Origin of the sequence: Pseudomonas sp. PARCl1, assembly GCF_947311875.1 — a bacterium.
GTDB classification, from domain to species: Bacteria; Pseudomonadota; Gammaproteobacteria; order Pseudomonadales; family Pseudomonadaceae; genus Aquipseudomonas; species Aquipseudomonas juntendi.
Genome location: NZ_CAMZMX010000001.1, coordinates 1 through 17823, shown reverse-complemented (window position 1 = coordinate 17823; position 17823 = coordinate 1). Strand labels below are relative to the sequence as shown.

19 protein-coding genes are annotated in these 17823 nt (G+C 60.5%); 9 read left to right on the top strand and 10 right to left on the bottom strand.

What is annotated here, in order from left to right:
• Positions 1-131 precede the first annotated feature (131 nt).
• A complete protein-coding gene (locus QME24_RS00095; protein WP_054904314.1) occupies positions 132-980 on the top strand; it encodes a TIM44-like domain-containing protein in 849 nt (282 codons plus the stop codon).
• A gap of 114 nt (positions 981-1094) precedes the next feature.
• Entirely contained in the window at positions 1095-1502 is a 408-nt protein-coding gene (locus QME24_RS00090; protein ID WP_009683533.1) for an SMI1/KNR4 family protein, read from the top strand.
• A gap of 101 nt (positions 1503-1603) precedes the next feature.
• Here QME24_RS00090 and QME24_RS00085 read toward each other — a convergent pair whose 3' ends face one another.
• Complete coding sequence (locus QME24_RS00085) at positions 1604-3364, bottom strand: cation:proton antiporter (RefSeq protein ID WP_009683534.1); 1761 nt, start codon at positions 3362-3364, stop codon at positions 1604-1606.
• On the opposite strand from QME24_RS00085, the gene QME24_RS00080 reads away from it, so the two are divergent.
• Both QME24_RS00080 and QME24_RS00075 read left to right on the top strand, forming a co-directional pair.
• The gene (locus QME24_RS00080; protein WP_192441314.1) at positions 3359-3568 is read left to right on the top strand and encodes a hypothetical protein; all 210 of its coding nucleotides are present in this window, start codon (positions 3359-3361) and stop codon (positions 3566-3568) included. The genes QME24_RS00085 and QME24_RS00080 overlap by 6 nt on opposite strands.
• Positions 3569-3704: 136 nt before the next feature.
• Entirely contained in the window at positions 3705-4190 is a 486-nt protein-coding gene (locus QME24_RS00075) for an acyl-CoA thioesterase (RefSeq protein ID WP_110638882.1), read from the top strand.
• Here QME24_RS00075 and pdxY read toward each other — a convergent pair.
• A complete protein-coding gene (gene pdxY / locus QME24_RS00070) occupies positions 4187-5059 on the bottom strand; it encodes a pyridoxal kinase PdxY (protein WP_280091088.1) in 873 nt (290 codons plus the stop codon). The genes QME24_RS00075 and pdxY overlap by 4 nt on opposite strands.
• 121 nt (positions 5060-5180) lie before the next feature.
• Between pdxY and QME24_RS00065 the strand changes: the two genes are divergently transcribed.
• The gene (locus QME24_RS00065) at positions 5181-5573 is read left to right on the top strand and encodes a DUF3301 domain-containing protein (RefSeq protein WP_054904311.1); all 393 of its coding nucleotides are present in this window, start codon (positions 5181-5183) and stop codon (positions 5571-5573) included.
• Here the strand turns inward: QME24_RS00065 and QME24_RS00060 are convergent, their stop codons facing one another.
• Genes QME24_RS00060 through zigA form a run of 3 tightly spaced genes read right to left on the bottom strand, consistent with a single transcriptional unit; the run spans position 5574 to position 8416 of the window.
• Positions 5574-6545 carry a CobW family GTP-binding protein gene (locus tag QME24_RS00060; protein WP_280091089.1) on the bottom strand — a complete coding sequence of 324 codons (972 nt, stop codon included), beginning with the start codon at positions 6543-6545 and terminating at the stop codon, positions 5574-5576.
• Between the two features lie 39 nt (positions 6546-6584).
• Positions 6585-7211 (bottom strand): DUF1826 domain-containing protein, encoded by a 627-nt coding sequence (locus QME24_RS00055; protein WP_192441319.1) that lies wholly within the window; start codon positions 7209-7211, stop codon positions 6585-6587.
• Positions 7208-8416: a zinc metallochaperone GTPase ZigA gene (gene zigA / locus QME24_RS00050; protein WP_280091090.1), complete on the bottom strand. Its 1209-nt coding sequence runs from the start codon at positions 8414-8416 to the stop codon at positions 7208-7210. The genes QME24_RS00055 and zigA overlap by 4 nt, the downstream gene beginning before the upstream one ends.
• A 115-nt stretch (positions 8417-8531) precedes the next feature.
• Here zigA and QME24_RS00045 point away from each other — a divergent pair, with 115 nt between their 5' ends.
• The gene (locus tag QME24_RS00045) at positions 8532-8912 is read left to right on the top strand and encodes a hypothetical protein (protein ID WP_009683542.1); all 381 of its coding nucleotides are present in this window, start codon (positions 8532-8534) and stop codon (positions 8910-8912) included.
• 23 nt (positions 8913-8935) lie between these two features.
• Positions 8936-9841 (top strand): GTP cyclohydrolase FolE2, encoded by a 906-nt coding sequence (folE2, locus tag QME24_RS00040; RefSeq protein ID WP_280091091.1) that lies wholly within the window; start codon positions 8936-8938, stop codon positions 9839-9841.
• Here the strand turns inward: folE2 and QME24_RS00035 are convergent.
• Complete coding sequence (locus QME24_RS00035; RefSeq protein ID WP_009683544.1) at positions 9825-10352, bottom strand: DUF3617 domain-containing protein; 528 nt, start codon at positions 10350-10352, stop codon at positions 9825-9827. The genes folE2 and QME24_RS00035 overlap by 17 nt on opposite strands.
• A 131-nt stretch (positions 10353-10483) precedes the next feature.
• Here QME24_RS00035 and cls point away from each other — a divergent pair, with 131 nt between their 5' ends.
• The gene (gene cls / locus QME24_RS00030; protein WP_009683545.1) at positions 10484-11923 is read left to right on the top strand and encodes a cardiolipin synthase; all 1440 of its coding nucleotides are present in this window, start codon (positions 10484-10486) and stop codon (positions 11921-11923) included.
• Between the two features lie 26 nt (positions 11924-11949).
• Here the strand turns inward: cls and cfaB are convergent, their stop codons facing one another.
• Positions 11950-13134: a C17 cyclopropane fatty acid synthase CfaB gene (cfaB, locus tag QME24_RS00025; RefSeq protein ID WP_029886462.1), complete on the bottom strand. Its 1185-nt coding sequence runs from the start codon at positions 13132-13134 to the stop codon at positions 11950-11952.
• A gap of 207 nt (positions 13135-13341) precedes the next feature.
• Between cfaB and lpdA the strand changes: the two genes are divergently transcribed.
• Positions 13342-14742, top strand: coding sequence for a dihydrolipoyl dehydrogenase (lpdA, locus tag QME24_RS00020; RefSeq protein ID WP_281690729.1), 1401 nt, complete (start codon positions 13342-13344; stop codon positions 14740-14742).
• 176 nt (positions 14743-14918) lie between these two features.
• Here lpdA and QME24_RS00015 read toward each other — a convergent pair whose 3' ends face one another.
• The 3 genes from QME24_RS00015 to QME24_RS00005 all read right to left on the bottom strand — a co-directional run.
• The gene (locus tag QME24_RS00015; RefSeq protein WP_280091093.1) at positions 14919-16109 is read right to left on the bottom strand and encodes a multidrug effflux MFS transporter; all 1191 of its coding nucleotides are present in this window, start codon (positions 16107-16109) and stop codon (positions 14919-14921) included.
• A 520-nt stretch (positions 16110-16629) separates the two neighbouring features.
• The gene (locus QME24_RS00010; RefSeq protein ID WP_280091094.1) at positions 16630-17568 is read right to left on the bottom strand and encodes a LysR family transcriptional regulator; all 939 of its coding nucleotides are present in this window, start codon (positions 17566-17568) and stop codon (positions 16630-16632) included.
• A gap of 72 nt (positions 17569-17640) precedes the next feature.
• The coding region (locus QME24_RS00005) for a hypothetical protein (RefSeq protein WP_281690728.1) at positions 17641-17823 on the bottom strand (183 nt) is incomplete at its 5' end.

The window sequence follows — 17823 nt, the reverse complement described above, 5'->3', positions numbered from 1 at the left end:
CGCGCTCAAGGGCGGTGGTGCCGGCGTTGTAACATTCAGGCAAAAGCTGGAAACATTATGTCGCTGGTCATGTGCCCGGGAACCTGTGCACCATGACGCGCGTGCAATCCACAACAGGGGATATCCCAATTATGCAACGTTTTCTTAGCATCGCACTGGCGCTTTGCGTCGGCCTGACGCTGAGCCTGGACGCCAACGCCAAGCGTTTCGGCGGCGGCAAGAGCTCGGGCTCCGCGCCTATTCACCAGACCCGCCAGGCCACACCAACCGCGCCAGCCGCCGCGCCGACCGCACCTGGTCGTGCCGCCCCGGCCGCCAGCGGTGCTTCGCGCTGGTTGGGCCCACTCGCTGGCCTGGCCGCCGGCGGCCTGCTGGCGTCCATGTTCATGGGCGACGGTTTCGAGGGCTTCCAGATCATGGACTTCCTGATCGTGGCGCTCATCGCCTTCCTGGTGTTCCGCTTCATTGCCGCGCGTCGTCGCCAGCAACAACCGCAAATGGCCATGCCAGGCCACGCGCCGATGCAGCGTGAAGCCCACGGCCAGCCTGCACAGCCGTCGGTGTTCGGTGGTTCGGCCGCGCCTGCCGCCGCCCCGGTGATCAACGCACCTGCCTGGTTCAACGAACAGAGCTTCCTGGCTGCCGCTCGCAACCACTTCCAGTCGCTGCAGCAGCACTGGGATGCCAACGAGATGGACAAGATCGCCGAGTTCGTCACGCCGCAGATGCTTGAGTTCCTCAAGCGTGAGCGCGCCGAGTTGGGTGATGGCTTCCAGTCCACCTACATCGATAACCTCGAAGTGCAACTGGACGGCGTCGATGACCGCCCAGACCGCACCGACGCCACCCTGACCTTCCGCGGCGTGTCGAAAAACTCGCGCTTCGACCAGGGCGAACTGTTCAGCGAAAGCTGGCACATGGTGCGTGCCCCAGGTGAGAACCAGCCTTGGCTGGTAGCCGGTATCCGTCAAAACAGCTAACCGCTGCGCGCCGTACCAAGAACCCCGGGCTTGCCCCGGGGTTTTTGCTTTTGTCAGAGTGGCCTACTAGGGTATAACGCGCAAAGTTGTCATCTAGGTCAGAGGAAGTGAACCGTGGAAGAAGTGATCGAACAACTCCGTGAAGCCAACGAGCCGGTGCCGGTACCTTTGGAGCTTCCCGATGAGGACCAGCTGGTAGAGATAGAAGAGCAGCTGTTCATCAACATTCCATACGTGTTCAAAGAGTTTTTGCTGACTGTGAGCGATGTGGTGTACGGCTCACTGGAGCCTGTAACTTGTACCGATCCACAGTCGCACACCTACCTGCCCGAGGTGGCAGCCAACGCCTGGGATGCGGGCGTACCGCGTGAGCTGATCCCGTTGTGCCAGGACGGCGCCAACTACTACTGCGTAGAGGAAGATGGCACCGTGGTGCTGTGGGATGCCGAGGAAGAGCTGGTCGGTGAGGACAGCTGGGAATCGGTATGGCACTGGGCACGGGATGTGTGGCTGGAAAGCTGATCTTCCCCACCAATTCCGGTGCAGCGGCGCCTACAGGTACCCACAACGGCCAAGCGTGTGGTGAACCGGTAGGCGCCGCTGTCGCTGCGGCCGGGTGGCACTCAGTGCGAGTTCTCGCGGCTGTTCTCCAGCGTTTCCAGCAAGGCGATCTGCATGCGCGTGTGCACGCGAATGAGCCAGCGCCACAGCAAGGCCACCACCACCGCAGCGACCACGGCAATCACCAACAGCAATTCGTTGGTCGGCAAGATGCTCGCTGACAATGCCGACAGCAGCAGGAAAATCACCAGTAACGACAACAGCGGAATCACTTCGGCAATCACCCGCCGCACCCGCTGGGTATGCCGCCCGGCCATTTCCGGCTTCACGCCCATCTCGGCCAGCAGCATCGACAGCGCCTTGAGCTTGCGGTAGGCCGCGATCAGGAACGGCAGCGACAGCAATAACGCCGCGCCCCAGATCATCGCCTTCTGCTGGCTGATGTCGCTGACCCATTCGCTGAGCCAGTTACCGATGCGCCCGGCAAAATAGCCGCCGCTGAAGAAGATCGCGATCACCAGCGCCAGGTTCACCCCAACCTGCAGGAGGATGCGCCGGATCATTGCCGCGAGCATGGCACCCTCGCCCTGCGGTTGAATGTTGCGCAACCACTCGCCATACAACGACAGCACCCGCGCCAGGCGCCCGGGCACGACATTGCCCAGTTTTTGCGAAAGCGGGTCGGCTGCGCGGATCAGGTAGGGCGTAAGCAGGGTCGTGATAGCCGATACGGCGACCGCCACGGGGTACAGGAAGTCGCTGGTTACCTGCAGGGTCATGCCCAGTGCGGCAATGATGAAGGAGAATTCGCCAATCTGCGAAAGCCCCATGCCCACGCGCAGCGAGGTACGCCCATCGTTACCGGCAATGAACGCGCCCATGCCGCAGGACACCATCTTGCCCAATACCACCGCCAGGGTAATGACCACAATCGGCCAAGCGTATTCGACCAGCACCTGCGGGTCGATCATCAAGCCGATGGCGACGAAGAAAATGGCGCTGAACAGGTCGCGTACGGGTTCGATCAGGCGCTCGATCTTCAGCAACTGGCGTGACTCGGCCATGATCGCGCCAATCAGGAAGGCGCCCAGGACCATGCTGTATTCGAGCTTGACGACCAGCAGGCAGAAGCCGAAGCACAGCCCCAGCACGGTAATCAGCAACATCTCGTTGCTCTCGAACCGGGCCACGTAGGCCAGCAGCCTCGGCACCAACAGGATACCGATGACCAAGGCAACGATCATGAACAACGACAGCTTGCCGACAGTGGAGAATACCTCCCCCGAGCTGACCGTGCCGCTGACGGCGATACCTGAGAGCAGGGCAATGATGCCAATGCCAAGAATGTCCTCGACGATGAGCACGCCAAAGATCAGCTGGGCAAAGCGCTCGTTCTTCATCTTCAGGTCGTTGAGCGCCTTGACGATGATGGTGGTCGAGGAAATGGCCAGGATGGCACCCAGGAACAGCGAGTCCATGGTGTTCCAGCCAAACCAGCGGCCGATCTCGAAGCCGATCCAGATCATCAGCACAATTTCGAGGAACGCCGCGATGAATGCCGTGGCGCCCACCTTGAACAACTTGCGCAGGCTGAACTCAAGCCCCAGGCAGAACATCAGGAAGATAACCCCCAGCTCGGCGAGGGTCTTGATGGTGTCTTCGTCGTGGATAAGGCCGAATGGCGGGGTGTGCGGGCCGATGATGAAGCCGGCGACAATATAACCAAGCACGACCGGCTGTTTGAGGCGGTGAAACAGGATGGTGACCACGCCAGCGACCAGCATGATGACTGCCAGGTCCTGGATGAAGCTGATGGCATGCATGGCGTGATACTCCTTTTCTCGTCTTTTATGAATGCCTGGGCAAACCGCTCCTCTGCCGGGGCAAACCTGAGCGAGCAGCAAGTACATACTGTATTGAATGCAGGAACGCCCATGGTGCATGGGCTTACTCAGGTTAACATCGCGATCGGCTGCAAAAGGCCGGCGCAATATGCAGAAACAGATCGGCTGGAAAAGCGCCGCTGATGGCATGATCAGCGTGACCCCTACGCCCCCGGCAACGTCCCGTAGCAACGAGGCAAATTCACAAGAGGGAAAACCCGTGTCAGCAGATCACCCCCTCCATTCGCCCGATTCAGCGCAACCTAACCGTGAGCACCTTATGGAACCTGGAAACGCCGAGCTGAGCATGACCGTCCTGATGACCCCGGACATGGCCAACTTTTCTGGCAACGTACATGGCGGCACCCTGCTCAAATACCTCGACGAAGTGGCCTATGCATGCGCCAGCCGTTATGCAGGCAGCTATGTGGTGACATTGTCGGTGGACCAGGTGATCTTCCGCGAGCCGGTACACGTGGGCGAGCTGGTGACGTTCCTGGCGTCCGTCAACTACACCGGCAATACCTCGATGGAAGTGGGCATCAAAGTGGTGACCGAGAACATTCGCGAGCGCTCGGTGCGCCACTCCAACAGCTGCTTCTTCACCATGGTAGCGGTGGACGACAATCGCCGCCCTGTGCCGGTACCGCCGCGTCAGCCGCAAAGCAGTGAAGAAAAGCGCCGCTTCCTGCAGGGGCAGCAGCGCCGCCAGATCCGCCAGGAACTGGAAAAGCGCTACCAGGACCTGAAAACCGACGCTATTTAAAACGCCAGCAACTGCGCTTCGAAGCGCACACGCGGGTGGGCGATGCGATCCTGGGCCCGTACCAGCTGCAGCTCGTAGCTGGCACAGGCCTGGGTTTCCAACAGCACTTCATGCACCGCGGCGGCAGTGAACTCGAATGCCTGCACCCAGCTGTCGCCCAGCAATACCCTGGCCAGGAACAGCCCGGAAGTCAGGTCGCCGACCCCCACTGGCTGACGCGGAAACGCCAGCAGCGGGCGCCGCAGGTGCCAGCAGTCCTGGGCCGTCACCAGCAGCATTTCGAACTGGTCCTCGCACCGCCCGGGGTAGGCAAGGTGCTTGACCACGACCACCTGCGGCCCGCGCTGCAGCAAGCTGCGCGCCATGTGCACGCAATCCTCCAGCGACTGCGCGCGGCGCCCACAGAAGCTGTCCAGCTCCAGCTGGTTGGGGCACAGGATGTCGGCCTTGGCCACCGCTTCGTCGAGCAGGAACTGGCTGACCTCTGGCGGTACGATACAACCTTTCTCAGCGTGTCCCATGACCGGGTCACAGAGGTACAACGCCTTGGGGTTCACCGCTTTGATCCGCTGTACCCCGGCCAGAATCGCCCGCCCTTGTTCGGCACTCCCCAGGTAACCGGAAAGCACCGCATCGCAGTGCCCCAGTTCACCGATGTTGGAAATACCTTCGACCAACGCAGGAATTTGCGCTGGAGCAAGCACATCGCCCGCCCACTGGCCATACTGTGTGTGGTTGGAGAACTGCACGGTATTGAGCGGCCACACGTTGACCCCGATCCGCTGCATGGGGAACACCGCGGCGCTGTTGCCGGCGTGGCCGAACACCACATGGGACTGAATGGCGAGCAGGTGCGGAGTACGTTTCATGCGGGTGTTTTCCAAAGCTGTTTCAAAGAATGGTGCGCGACGCAGTATGAACTCGATTGTCACCTGTACGACAGGCCAGGGACGCAGTTAAGCTGGATCTACCTGTTTGGAGCATAAGCAAATGTTGACCCTGGAGAACCTCTTCGTCCTGATGCTGGTAGCCACGGCAGGCGCCTGGTTGTGGCACAACCATGGGTTGCGCGAGAAAGCCCTGGAACGGGTCAAACAGCATTGCGCCAAAATGGACCTCGAGTTGCTTGACGACGCCGTGGCGCTCAAGCGCATCGGCTTTGTGCGCGATGCCAATGGCCGCAAGCGCCTGGCCCGCATCTATGCCTTCGAGTTCACCGTCACTGGCGAGCAGCGCCACCCCGGTAGCGTGACACAGTTCGGTGCGCACAGCGTGCAGATAGAACTGGCACCCTACCCGTTCGAGATCAAGACCCCGCCGCGCACCGACAACGTTATCGAGATGCAGCAGTGGCGCCAGGAACACAACCGCTGGCGAAACTGATCAGCTGATGCGGCACTCGCGCAAGCCGGCCTGCAGCGCCGGTTGCGACTGTGGCTGATCGAAAATCAGCTCGATGCGGCTGTCCCTGCGCCACTCGCTGGGCTGCCAGGCGGGCAGACTCCCATTCAGCCCATTGAAAGCCTGCCACCCCTCCGGGCTGTGGATAACCCCCTTGGCGCGCCGCCAGGGTAAATTCTGCAAGAACGTGCTTAGCCGCTGTGGATAAAACTGCTGGCTGGGGTGCCAGCGCCAGCCAATACTCCAACCACCCTCACCTTGCTGGGCCAGGCAGACCGGCTGGGTGGGGTCGGCCCAGACCGTACCTGGGGTTATTTCCAGATTGTCGACAATCCTGACGGCGGAAAGCGGGCTGTCAACAATCTGTGAAGGTGCCTGGGGTAGGCCACGAAACGCTACTTCACCCTGCACCGCCCACAGCACCATCCTGTCGCTAAATTTATTACTTATCAACAACTTAGATGATTCATCCACAGCCTCTGACTTATTCAGAATCACACATTCGCAGGCGTTCAACGCCTGCTGTTGCGCATCGGTAAGCCGCTGGTTGCGAACCACCGCTTGAGCATCCAAAACCATGACAAGTGGCTGAATTGTCAGCACTCCAGCCCATGGCGCTGCCTGCAGCTGTGCCTGCAATTGCAACGGGTGACCCAAACCTGAAGGCTCGATGAACAAACGGTCAGGGCGTGATTTGCGCAATAGACGCCCTAGCCCGATCTGAAACGGCATACCGTTCACGCAGCACAGACAACCACCGGCCACTTCACCAATGGCAACACCGTCTTCATCCCGGCTGAGCAACGCCGCATCCAGGCCAACCAAGCCGAATTCATTGATCAGCACCGCCCAGCGCTCATTGGGCGGCCGCTGCGCCAGCAAATGGCGGATCAGGGTGGTTTTACCGGCGCCGAGCGGGCCGGCAATCACGTGGGTAGGTATGTTCTGCAGCATGGCCTGGTTCAAACAGTGGCAAAGCCTAACTATGCGCCGTCAGGCCAACCAGTCAAGGCTCAGCAGCAGACGCCCCTGCTGGCCCGAAGGCGAGCGGTGAACCAGACCTGCGCCTTCGTTGCCTTGCCATTTCTCGCCCTTGAGCAGCGCGACATCACCGGCTTGAAGGGTTTGAATTTTATCCACAGGGGGCTGTGCTGTGTGTAACTCTCGCCGGGGGCTGATTGCCTCAGGCAACCATTCACTGCCCGGCCCCACGTAGGTTGTGAGCAAGCGCAATGGCACGTTATCCACATGGAAGCGCGGACACATGGGGCCATCCAGCACGCGCAGGCGTAAACCCACACGGCGCGCACCCACCAGGCAGGTGTAGGCCGCGACCAGCCAGGTCACATCGGCTACAAATGACTCATAGCCATGCAGGTCAGCGGCTTCGCGCAGCAGGTCCGGCAGGACCGGCGCGTGCTGCTCGTGCACCTCGATTACCCGTTGGTCGGTCAGAGGCTGGCCAAGGCTGAGTACCAGTTCGGCAAAGTCCTGCAACTGCGCCGGCAGCCGCCGCCGCCACACGGCCAGGTTGACACCATCCTGCAGGACCTCAGCCAATGTTTGCGGCGTTTCGCCAAACACCTGAAAGATATCCACAGGCCTGAATGCCAGGCTCATGCTGCGGACTCCGCATGCCACGGTCCGAACGGATCGGGCAGCCGCAACCAGCCCATATGCCCAAGCTGCATTTCCTGGTCGGTCAACAGGCACGCGTCAAGGGATGTGGATAACTTGGCAAAGTCGATGTTCTGCCCAATGAACACCAATTCCTGCCGGCAATCGCCGGTTTCAGCGGTCCAGTGTTTAAGGATTGCACTGGTGTTATCCACATCCTCAGGCCACTGGTTGCGCGGTACGAAGCGCCACCAGCGCCCCGCCAGCCCATGGCGCATCATCCCGCCCGCTTGCGACCAGCTACCGGCTTCCTGGTACTTGCTGGCCAACCAGAAAAAACCTTTGGAACGGAGCAAGCGGCCGTTGGTCCAGTGCGTGTGGATAAAGTCGTAGAACCGTTGGGGATGCAGCGGGCGCCGCGCTTGCCAGGTCATGGCTGCAATCCCGTACTCTTCGGTTTCCGGTACGTGCTCGCCGCGTAGCTCCTGCAACCAGCCTGGCGCCTGAGCCGCCTGGTCGAAGTCGAACAGGCCCGTATCGAGAATGCGCTCCAGTGGCACCTGGCCCATGACCATCGGCACGATCTCTGCCCGCGCATTGAGGCTGCGCAAAATGGCCACGAGCTCTTCGCGCTCATGCTGGCTGATCAGGTCGATCTTGCTCAGCAGCAGTACATCGGCAAATTCCACCTGTTCGATCAGCAGGTCGCTGATCGAGCGCTCATCGTCCTCGCCCAATGTTTCGCCACGGCTGGCCAGGCTATCTGCAGCCTGGTAATCGCGCAGGAAGTTCAGGCCATCGACCACCGTGACCATGGTGTCCAGCCGGGCCATGTCGGACAAGCTGCGGCCTTGTTCGTCGCGAAAGGTGAAAGTCTCTGCTACCGGCAGTGGCTCTGAAATGCCCGTGGACTCGATCAGCAGGTAGTCAAAGCGCCCTTCTGCGGCTAACCGCGCTACCTCTTCCAGCAGGTCCTCACGCAGGGTGCAGCAGATGCAGCCGTTGCTCATCTCGACGAGCTTTTCTTCAGCGCGGTTGAGGCTGACGTTGCGCTGCACCTCGCTGGCATCGATGTTGATTTCGCTCATGTCGTTGACGATGACGGCAACCCGCAGGTTGTCACGGTTACGCAATACATGGTTGAGCAACGTGCTTTTGCCGGCACCCAGAAAGCCGGACAGCACAGTAACGGGAAGACGATTGGACATGGCGAAACCCCTTCAGGCGAGCGCATTCGAAACGATGCATTGCACAATGTTATAAAGTAACAATACAATTTCGCCAAGTCGTTCTCGACGGACGAATGCTCACCAGGGACAAAACATGAAACTGTCACGCGCCATGGCATTGGTGTTGTTCGCCATGCCCACCTCACTGGTTGCCATGCCGCAGAGCACTGCACTGGCGTTGTGTACCCGCAGCGCCACGCTGCTCTCCTGCCAGGACGGCAAAGGGAGTTACTACAGCGTACGCACGCACGGCAATGAACTTTACCTGCGCGGTTTCGACTCGGTCACGCGGCGGCTATGGGCTCAAACCAACAGCCGTTACGGTTCGTTGACCTTCTTCACCGGCCTGGCCAGTGATGGCGAAGCCTGGGTGGGTTACAGCCGCCGCGTAGGCTGGACCACGTTGAACCGGGTGTCCAGTTCCAGCGGGCAACGTTTCAATTTGCATTGCAGCATGATCGGCGGCTGCCGCTGACACCTTTTTCTGTGGAAACCCCAATGAACCAGCACACGCTCCCCGATATCGCCTCACAGACTCATGCGTTCGCCTTGCCACTGAACTGGGTGGGCATGTGTGGCATAGCCTTGCCCGTGCAGTTCGAAGGGCGCCCCGCTGCTGCCACCGTCGACGCAGGCGTCAGTCTGATAGACGGCCATTCACGTGGCATCCACATGTCGCGGCTCTACCTTGCATTGGAGGCCCTGGAAAACCAGCCCCTTACGCCGCTGGCAATTCGGCAGCTTTTGGCGGATTTTTTGACCAGCCACGAAAGGCTGTCTTCCGCTGCTTATCTGCGCCTGGGCTTTGATCACCTGCTTAAAAGACCAGCCTTGATCAGCCCATTGGCAGGCTGGAAGAGCTATCCCGTGACCATCGATGCACGCATCGAGAATGAAATGTTCCACGTGGAACTATCCGTTTGCGTGCCCTATTCGTCCACCTGTCCATGTTCGGCGGCGCTTGCCAGGCAACTGATACAACAGCAGTTCCAACAGCAATTCCCCGGGTCGCAGGTCGACACCGCGGCGGTAATGAACTGGCTGGGCACTGCCGAAGGCATCGTCGCTACCCCACATAGCCAACGCAGTAGCGCGAAAATTCAGGTACGGCTGCGCAGCAGCCAGCGTGATCTGCCGATTACCGAGCTGATTGATTGCATCGAAATGAGCTTGGGCACAGCGGTACAGACTGCGGTCAAGCGTGCAGACGAACAGGCCTTCGCTTTAGCCAACGGGCAAAACCTGATGTTCTGTGAAGATGCTGCCCGGCGCCTGCACCAGGCGCTGCGACAATTGGAGTGGAGTGCTGCTTTCAGGCTGCGGGTGGAACATGCAGAAAGCCTGCATGCCCACGACGCTGTTGCCACCAGCCAGTGGCAGTGGGACCTCAACTGCGCGGTTTGACCGTGCCGCAATCACTGCCCAGCCACACCGCACGGGTGTTCATGCTGCCTTGCTGCTGAACACCCGACGCGTTGAAGGTGCCGCTGACCTGGGTGGTGAACTCCCGATCACTGAGGAACGTCGCCTGGCCACTGCCCTGTGCCTTCGGGCAACTGAACTCGAACTTCCACACGTTGCCGGTACGGTCAGTGATTTTCTGCGTGCAACCGGATTTGGGATCCTGCAGCGGGATGTCGTTGGTCGCCACCTGTTCGGCGGTCAGGCAGGAACGCACGCCATTACCAGCCACCGTCACCCCTTGTTTGGCCAGCACGCCTTCCATCATCGCGCGCTGCTCCGGCGGCAGGTTCTTGAGCTGCCCCAGCATGAACCCCATGTCAGGTAACGGCTTGCCATCGACCTGCATGTTGCTGGTGGTCAGCTCCCACAAACCCGGTTGAAGCATCTGGGCATGCACCAGCGGGCTGCTCATACCGAGGACAAGGGCCAACAGTGGCAGACGAATCTTCATGGGTGAACACTCCTGAAAAAAGCCGGCCAAGCGGGCCGGGCTGAGCCTTAGACGCCAAAACCATCCGCAGGTTGCAAGGTGCACCGGGAACGTGTTCTGTTAGCCAACAGTACTCGGTGAGCAGGATGCATATGGATTACCACAGCCCCTATTTCTTTGGTTATGTAATTGGCCTGATTCATCTACTGGGTATCGTAGCCGCACTGCATGCGTTGTTCACGGTGCGCACGGCCCAAGGCGCAATTGCCTGGGCGATGCCGTTGTTCTTCATTCCTTATTTCACCCTTATACCGTACCTGGTGTTCGGCGCCCGTTCGTTCAATGCGTATATCAAGGCGCGGCGCCAAGCCAACCAGGAAATGCACGTTGCAATGGCCAACCTCAACTGGCGACCATGGGTTGAAGAAGCCCTGACCGCCCGCGAGTCGGAAAGCTACGCCGCGCTACGCGCCATGCCAAAACTGGGGCGCATGCCTTGCCTGGCGAACAACCAGGTGAAGCTGCTGATCAATGGCAAGGCCACCTTCGATGCCATTTTCGCGGCCATCGAAAAAGCCCGCGATGTGGTGCTGGTGCAGTTCTTCATCATCCATGACGACAAACTCGGCAAGGCATTACAGCACCTGCTGCTGCGCAAGGCGGCTGAAGGGGTTCAGGTGTTTGTACTGTACGACCGTGTCGGTAGCCATGCCTTGCCAGCCAGCTATAGCCAGGCGCTGCGTGATGGCGGCGTACAGGTTCACGCTTTCGCCACCCGGCGTGGTTGGTTCAACCGCTTTCAGGTTAACTTCCGCAACCATCGCAAGATCGTGGTGGTGGATGGCTTGGTCGGTTTCATCGGCGGGCATAACGTAGGTGACGAGTACCTGGGTGAAGACCCGCAGCTTTCACCGTGGCGCGATACTCATGTGCAGATCGGCGGGCCAGTGCTGGCCTGCCTGCAAGAGTCGTTCGCCGAAGACTGGTACTGGGCCTCGCGCCAGCTGCCGCCGCTGATTCTGCCAGATGCCTACCCCGACGACGGCGTGCTCTGCCAGGCCTTGGCCAGTGGGCCGGCGGACCCACAGGAAACCTGCGCACTGTTCTTCCTTGAAGCCATCCACTCCGCCACGCGCAGGGTGTGGATAACCACCCCCTACTTCATCCCTGACGAAGCGGTGTTCGCGGCATTGCGCCTGGCAGCACTGCGTGGGGTGGATGTGCGCGTATTGATCCCGGCACGCCCCGACCACCGGGTTGTCTATGCCGCCTCCAGCCTGTTTGCCTTCGAAGCGGTACGCGCAGGCGTACGCATGTTCCGCTACCAGCCGGGTTTTCTGCACCAGAAGGTGGTACTGGTAGATGACGAGGTCAGCGCAATCGGCAGTGCCAACCTGGACAACCGTTCATTCCGCCTGAACTTCGAGATCACCCTGCTGACGGTCGACCGTGGCTTTGCCGACCAGGTGGAACGTATGTTGAATGAAGACTTCGAGCAGGCGCGCGAGATAACCGTTGAGGACAGCCGCGACACCCACCGGCTACAGCAATTGGGGATGCGCATTGCACGCCTGATATCCCCAATCCTGTAACCGGTACCGCCGGCCAGAGGTAGGTGTCAGCGGTACAGATCCTCGCGTGTCCAGGGCAGGTCGTGATGCCCGTCGGCATAGGGCTTCACTGCCAGAATCTGGTGCAGGTTGATCCAGCCCTTCTGGAACGCATAGGCACACCCGGCCAGGTACAAACGCCAGATGCGCAGGGTTTTCTCGGGTACCAGTGCCGCCGCCTTGTGCAACTGGTTCTCCAGATTCTCGCTCCAGTGGTGCAGGGTCTTGGCGTAGTGCAGGCGCAAGCTCTCCACGTCCACCACCTCCAGCCCTGCTTCGCAGATGCTGGCACTGATCATCGACAGGTGGGGCAGCTCACCATGTGGGAACACGTAGCGATCGATGAACTCGCCTGCACCTCGCCCCACCGGCCGACCATCCACATGCTTGGCGGTGATGCCGTGGTTCATCACCAGCCCCCCTTCCCTCACCGCACCGAACAGCTTCTGGCAATACAACGCCAGGTTGGCATGGCCGACATGCTCGAACATGCCCACGCTGACAACCTTGTCGAAGCGGCCGTCTTGCGGCAGGTCGCGGTAATCGAGTATCTGTAAATCGACCTTGTCGCTCAGACCCTCTGCCTTGACCCGCTGCCGGCCGAGCTTCAACTGTTCTTTGCTGAGGGTGATGCCGAATACCTTGGCGCCATACTCACGGGCAGCGAAACGCGCCAGCCCTCCCCAGCCACAGCCCACATCGAGCAGATAGTCGCCCGCATCGAGCCGCAGCTTGCGGCACAGGTGCTCGAACTTATCCTGCTGCGCCTGATCGAGGGTATTGTCCGGCTCGCGAAAATAAGCGCACGAGTACACCATGTCCTGGTCCAGCCACAGCTGGTAGAACTCATTGGAAACGTCGTAGTGATAGGAAATGGCCTGGGCGTCGGTGGTCTTGTCATGCGCCAGGCGCTGGGGCGGCGTGTCGTCTTCGTCGGTAAGCAGTGCCTCACTCAGCTCATCGCAAACGCGTATGGCCTCACCGATATCGCCTTCCAGCTCCAACTTGCCTTCGACGAATGCCGTGCCCAACTGGTCCATGCTCGGGTGGGTCAGCTGGCTGATCAACTGGGGTTCCCTGACCAGTATGGTGACCTGCGGGCTGGGCCCGAGATCGAAGTGGTTGCCGTCCCAGAGTTTCAGCCGCAGCGGTAGATGCAAGCTCTGCAGTGCCGGTGGAAGTTGCGCAAGCATGAACGACCCTCCTATCCGTAATTGGCCACGACGCCCGAAATTTCGAACGTCGTCGAATCAGAGTAGTTCATCCATGGGATGTTTCCTCCCGATCAGACCATGGTCTAGACCCTGCCGCGCTGGTTTGCGCAGCGAATTGTATACAATTCCACGGGCTCAGCCTAACCTAATGCCCCTGTCGCGTTTCTACATCCCTGGAGTTGAACCATGAAGACCTATGACGTGGTGATCATCGGCGGCGGCCCTGGCGGCTACAACGCAGCCATTCGCGCTGGCCAACTTGGGCTCAGTGTCGCCTGCGTGGAGGGCCGCTCGACCTTGGGCGGCACTTGCCTGAACGTCGGCTGCATGCCGTCCAAGGCACTGCTGCATGCTTCCGAACTCTACGAAGCCGCCAGCGGTGAGGCGTTCGCCCACCTCGGCATCGAAGTCAAACCTACGCTGAACCTCGCCCAGATGATGAAGCAGAAGGACGAGAGCGTGGCCGGCCTGACCAAAGGCATCGAGTACCTGTTCCGCAAGAACAAGGTCGACTGGGTCAAGGGCTGGGGCCGCCTGGATGGCGTCGGCAAAGTGGTCGTGAAGGCGCAGGACGGCAGCGAAACCACGCTGCAGGCCAAAGACATCGTCATCGCCACCGGTTCCGAGCCGACGCCGCTGCCAGGCGTGACCATCGACAACCAGCGCATCATCGACTCGACCGGCGCGCTGTCGTTGCCGCAGGTGCCCAAGCACCTGGTCGTCATCGGTGCCGGGGTGATCGGCCTCGAATTGGGGTCGGTGTGGCGCCGGCTGGGTAGCCAGGTCACGGTCATCGAATACCTCGATCGCATCTGCCCTGGCACCGACAGCGAAACCGCCAAGACCCTGCAGAAGGCATTGGCCAAGCAAGGTATGGCGTTCAAGCTGGGCAGCAAAGTGACCCAGGCGACCGCCAGCGCCGACGGCGTGGCCTTGACCTTGGAGCCCGCAGCGGGTGGCGCGGCAGAATCACTGCAAGCCGATTATGTACTGGTCGCCATCGGTCGCCGCCCCTATACCAAAGGCCTGAACCTGGAAAGCGCAGGCCTGGAAACCGACAAGCGCGGCATGCTCGGCAACGAACACCACCGCACTTCAGTGCCCGGGCTGTGGGTAATCGGCGACGTCACTTCCGGGCCGATGCTGGCGCACAAGGCAGAAGACGAAGCAGTGGCCTGCATCGAGCGCATCGCCGGCAAACCGCATGAGGTCAACTACAACCTCATCCCTGGCGTGATCTATACCCGGCCGGAGCTGGCCAGCGTGGGCAAGACCGAAGAGCAGCTCCAGGCCGAAGGGCGTGACTACAAAGTGGGCAAATTCCCCTTCACGGCCAACAGCCGCGCCAAGATCAACCACGAGACCGAAGGCTTCGCCAAGGTGCTTGCCGATGCCAAAACCGACGAAGTGCTGGGTGTGCACCTGGTGGGCCCGAGCGTCAGCGAAATGATCGGTGAATTCTGCGTGGCCATGGAGTTCTCGGCCTCGGCCGAAGATATCGCCCTCACCTGCCACCCCCACCCCACCCGCTCCGAGGCATTGCGCCAGGCAGCGATGAATGTGGATGGCATGGCCATGCAGATTTGAGTCGACTACGCCGAGGGTAATAGCGAGCGGGAGCTTGCGTCCGCTGCTTCCCCCTTCGGCGCAGGCAAGCGTTTGGTGCGTTGCAGTTACTCGATCCTGCTGGTTGATGAATACTGCTCAGCGCTGCCTTGCAGACCCCGGCAACAGATACGCTGCACCGCCGGGGTCGGCAGGCTTCAGGCCACCGAGGCTTGACGCGGCACGCGCACGCTCAGCATGCCCGACAACGAGGTCAACCAAAGCACCAGAAACACGCAGGCAATTGCCAGGTTCGAGGTCAGCGGCAAAGCGCTGACCAGCGCCGAGGCCAGTGACCCGAATACCAGCATCAGGCAGCCTTGCAGGCTGGCGGCAACACCGGCGCGGTCGGGGAACAGCGACATCGAGTTGGCCATGGCGTTGGAGAAGATGAAGCCCTGACCGAACGCGACCAGCATGATGCCGCCCAGGATCGAGACCAGGTGAATGTCCTCGGCCTGCGTGGCGATGGTCACCACGCCGAGCAGAAACACCGCCATTCCTGCCCTCATCAGCAGCCGCGGCTTGACCTGCCGGATAAGCGCACGGTTGACCAGGGTGCCGACCAGGTAGCAGCTACCCACAGCCAGCGCGGTGGTGCCGAAGTATTGCGCGCTGTGCCCCAGGCGTTCCTGGACGATGAGTGGGCCGAACACGTTCCATAGCAGAAACGCCGAGAAGCTCGAGCCGAGCACAACCACCGAGGCCCGAAAGCGGCTGTCCGCCAGGATCGGGCGGTAGCCGGCACAGGTGTGCAAGGCGCTGCGTCTGTTCATGGCGGGCAACGACTCCTTGAGCCCTGCCAGCACGAAGGCCAACACGATGACGGCGTATACGGCGTACAGGACGAAGTTATAGCGCCAGCCAAGGTGCACTTCGATCACCCCGCCAATGTACGGCGCGATCACCGGCCCCAGGCCGAAGGCCAGGCTCAGGTAGATGATCGCTACGTAGAAACGCGGCCCTTTGACGATGTCCACCAGCAGCGCACGGGCAACTACCTGACAGGCGCCGATGGCGAAGCCTTGCAGGGCGCGGGCGAGCAGGAGCATCTCGATGGACGTGGCCACGGTTGCCAGCACGCTGCCCGCGAGGAACACCAGCAGCCCCAATTGCACCGCCGGCCGCCGCCCACGGGCATCGGCCATGATGCCGAAGAGCAGCTGCCCCAGTGCATAGAACAGCAGGGTGATGGTGATGGTGTTCTGCATCAGCGCCGGGCTGGCTGACAGTTCACGGCCAATGGAGGGGATACTCGGCGCGTACAGGTCGATGGCGATACCGCCCACGCTGTTGATCAGCGGCGCCAGGAAGACAATGAAATTCTCGTAACGCTTGGTCGCGTTCATGCTTACCTCCGGCGCACCGGGCAGCGGATGCCCGGCGCGCGTCGTGGTCAGGCCTAGGCCTGGCGGTTGAAAGTGGGCAGGGCCTTGTTTGTGGTAGGAACCCCGATTGACCTGCGGATCCTTGACCAGGGATTGATCGGCGCTGCTGGCGCTACGAAACGAAGCGAAGGCTCGGGGGGTGGCGTCGTAGTGGCTGAGGTAGTGGGTACGCGCCGCTTCCTGCAGACAACGAGCCGTGCCGGCCTTTGTAGAAATTGCGCACGATGTGCATGGGGCTGATCGAATCGCTTACACGCATGTAGCGATCGACCGCAATGGCACACTCGAAGCCGTAGCACGGCGTCGGTTGTCGGAAAAAGGGAATTACCACAGGTGGGCGTGCGCCAGCATGACTCATTCCTCCGTGAAAGCGTGGAACTCAGGTACGTCTTGCGCTACCCGATGACCACACGATAAGAGAAATGAGTGGCTGGCTGGTTTTAAAAAATCTAAAAGCGTGGTGAAAATTTAAAAGCCTGTTTCATTGTGCCGTCAACAACACTTCGGCCACCTGTTCGATCAACTTGCGCAGGCTGGCTATATCTTTGCTGTCCCGACGGTCGCGCGCCCAAATTATGTCCAAGGTAAACGTTGGGAAACCCAGCGGCGGCTGACAGACTTTCACTGATGACGGTATGCGCAGATGCGGCAACAGGCGCGCCGGTAGTGCGAGCGTGGCCGGTACCGCGGCAACGATGTTCACGCAGGCTTGGTAACCATTGGCGCGCACCAGCACATTGCGCGAACGGCCGACTTTATCCAGCCAGCTGTCGACCATGTTCTTTTCCGAAATCCACGGTGTGGGGAATACGTGGGGCGAGGCGCAGAATTCATCCAGGCTCATGGCCGCGTCGTTGGCCAACCCGTTTTGACTAGTCAGGCAGACAAAGTCGTCGTTGACCACCGCTTGCCATTGCAACTCCGGGTGCATCTGGTGATAGCCCGGACCGAAGCCGATCGCGATGTCGATTTCCCCTGACATCAGCTGATCCACAGGCAGGTCGCGGCTCAGGCGGTCGAGGTGCAGCGACGTATTGGCATGCGTGTGCGACAGCATCGCCAGGGTTTGCGGCAGGAACGACAACTCGAAATACTCCGGCGCGCAGAGCCGCCAGATCTTACGCACTGCTTGCGCAGATGCTTGGTTTTCATCTTCAGCGCAGCGGTTGACCGACTCGACCACCACGCGCAAATAAGGCGCGATCTTCTCGGCCTTGCTGGTCGGTTGCAGTACCCCTTGGGATGAAGAGAACAACGTGTCGTCAAAGCAGCCGCGCAGCCGCTTCAAACAATAACTGATCGTCGGCTGGCTCACGCTCATCAGCTCGGCGGTGCGTTTGGCACTGCGCAACTCCAGCAAGTTGAGAAACACCACGATGTCCTGCAGATCCAACTGTTTGAGGTAGTTGCTGTGGAGCATGGAAATTCCTTTTAGCCGGCCCAGGCCGCACAGCTGCCCACAAGCATGGTCTGGCAGCTACGATGGCAGCCATTAAAATGTTAATACAGCTGTGATTCTTCGGTGTGTATCAATCAGACGAGGTACCACCCCTGGATCGGAAAGCGTCGAGATGTCTCCGAGCGCATCGTAGTCACCCGTGGCAATCTTGCGCAGGATGCGGCGCATGATCTTGCCGGAGCGGGTCTTGGGCAACCCAGGCGCCCACTGGATCAC

Excerpts from the sequence above, each read along its gene's own strand:
- folE2 (WP_280091091.1), top strand. The coding sequence starts at position 8,936 with ATGAACCAGCACACGCTCCCCGATATCGCCTCACAGACTCATGCGTTC.
- QME24_RS00075 (WP_110638882.1), top strand. The coding sequence starts at position 3,705 with ATGGAACCTGGAAACGCCGAGCTGAGCATGACCGTCCTGATGACCCCG.
- QME24_RS00060 (WP_280091089.1), bottom strand. The coding sequence starts at position 6,545 with ATGCTGCAGAACATACCTACCCACGTGATTGCCGGCCCGCTCGGCGCC.
- lpdA (WP_281690729.1), top strand. The coding sequence starts at position 13,342 with ATGAAGACCTATGACGTGGTGATCATCGGCGGCGGCCCTGGCGGCTAC.
- QME24_RS00065 (WP_054904311.1), top strand. The coding sequence starts at position 5,181 with ATGTTGACCCTGGAGAACCTCTTCGTCCTGATGCTGGTAGCCACGGCA.
- QME24_RS00085 (WP_009683534.1), bottom strand. The coding sequence starts at position 3,364 with ATGCATGCCATCAGCTTCATCCAGGACCTGGCAGTCATCATGCTGGTC.
- QME24_RS00055 (WP_192441319.1), bottom strand. The coding sequence starts at position 7,211 with ATGAGCCTGGCATTCAGGCCTGTGGATATCTTTCAGGTGTTTGGCGAA.
- QME24_RS00080 (WP_192441314.1), top strand. The coding sequence starts at position 3,359 with ATGCATGGCGTGATACTCCTTTTCTCGTCTTTTATGAATGCCTGGGCA.
- cls (WP_009683545.1), top strand. The coding sequence starts at position 10,484 with ATGGATTACCACAGCCCCTATTTCTTTGGTTATGTAATTGGCCTGATT.
- QME24_RS00010 (WP_280091094.1), bottom strand. The coding sequence starts at position 17,568 with ATGCTCCACAGCAACTACCTCAAACAGTTGGATCTGCAGGACATCGTG.
- QME24_RS00045 (WP_009683542.1), top strand. The coding sequence starts at position 8,532 with ATGAAACTGTCACGCGCCATGGCATTGGTGTTGTTCGCCATGCCCACC.
- QME24_RS00015 (WP_280091093.1), bottom strand. The coding sequence starts at position 16,109 with ATGAACGCGACCAAGCGTTACGAGAATTTCATTGTCTTCCTGGCGCCG.
- cfaB (WP_029886462.1), bottom strand. The coding sequence starts at position 13,134 with ATGCTTGCGCAACTTCCACCGGCACTGCAGAGCTTGCATCTACCGCTG.
- zigA (WP_280091090.1), bottom strand. The coding sequence starts at position 8,416 with ATGTCCAATCGTCTTCCCGTTACTGTGCTGTCCGGCTTTCTGGGTGCC.
- QME24_RS00095 (WP_054904314.1), top strand. The coding sequence starts at position 132 with ATGCAACGTTTTCTTAGCATCGCACTGGCGCTTTGCGTCGGCCTGACG.
- pdxY (WP_280091088.1), bottom strand. The coding sequence starts at position 5,059 with ATGAAACGTACTCCGCACCTGCTCGCCATTCAGTCCCATGTGGTGTTC.
- QME24_RS00035 (WP_009683544.1), bottom strand. The coding sequence starts at position 10,352 with ATGAAGATTCGTCTGCCACTGTTGGCCCTTGTCCTCGGTATGAGCAGC.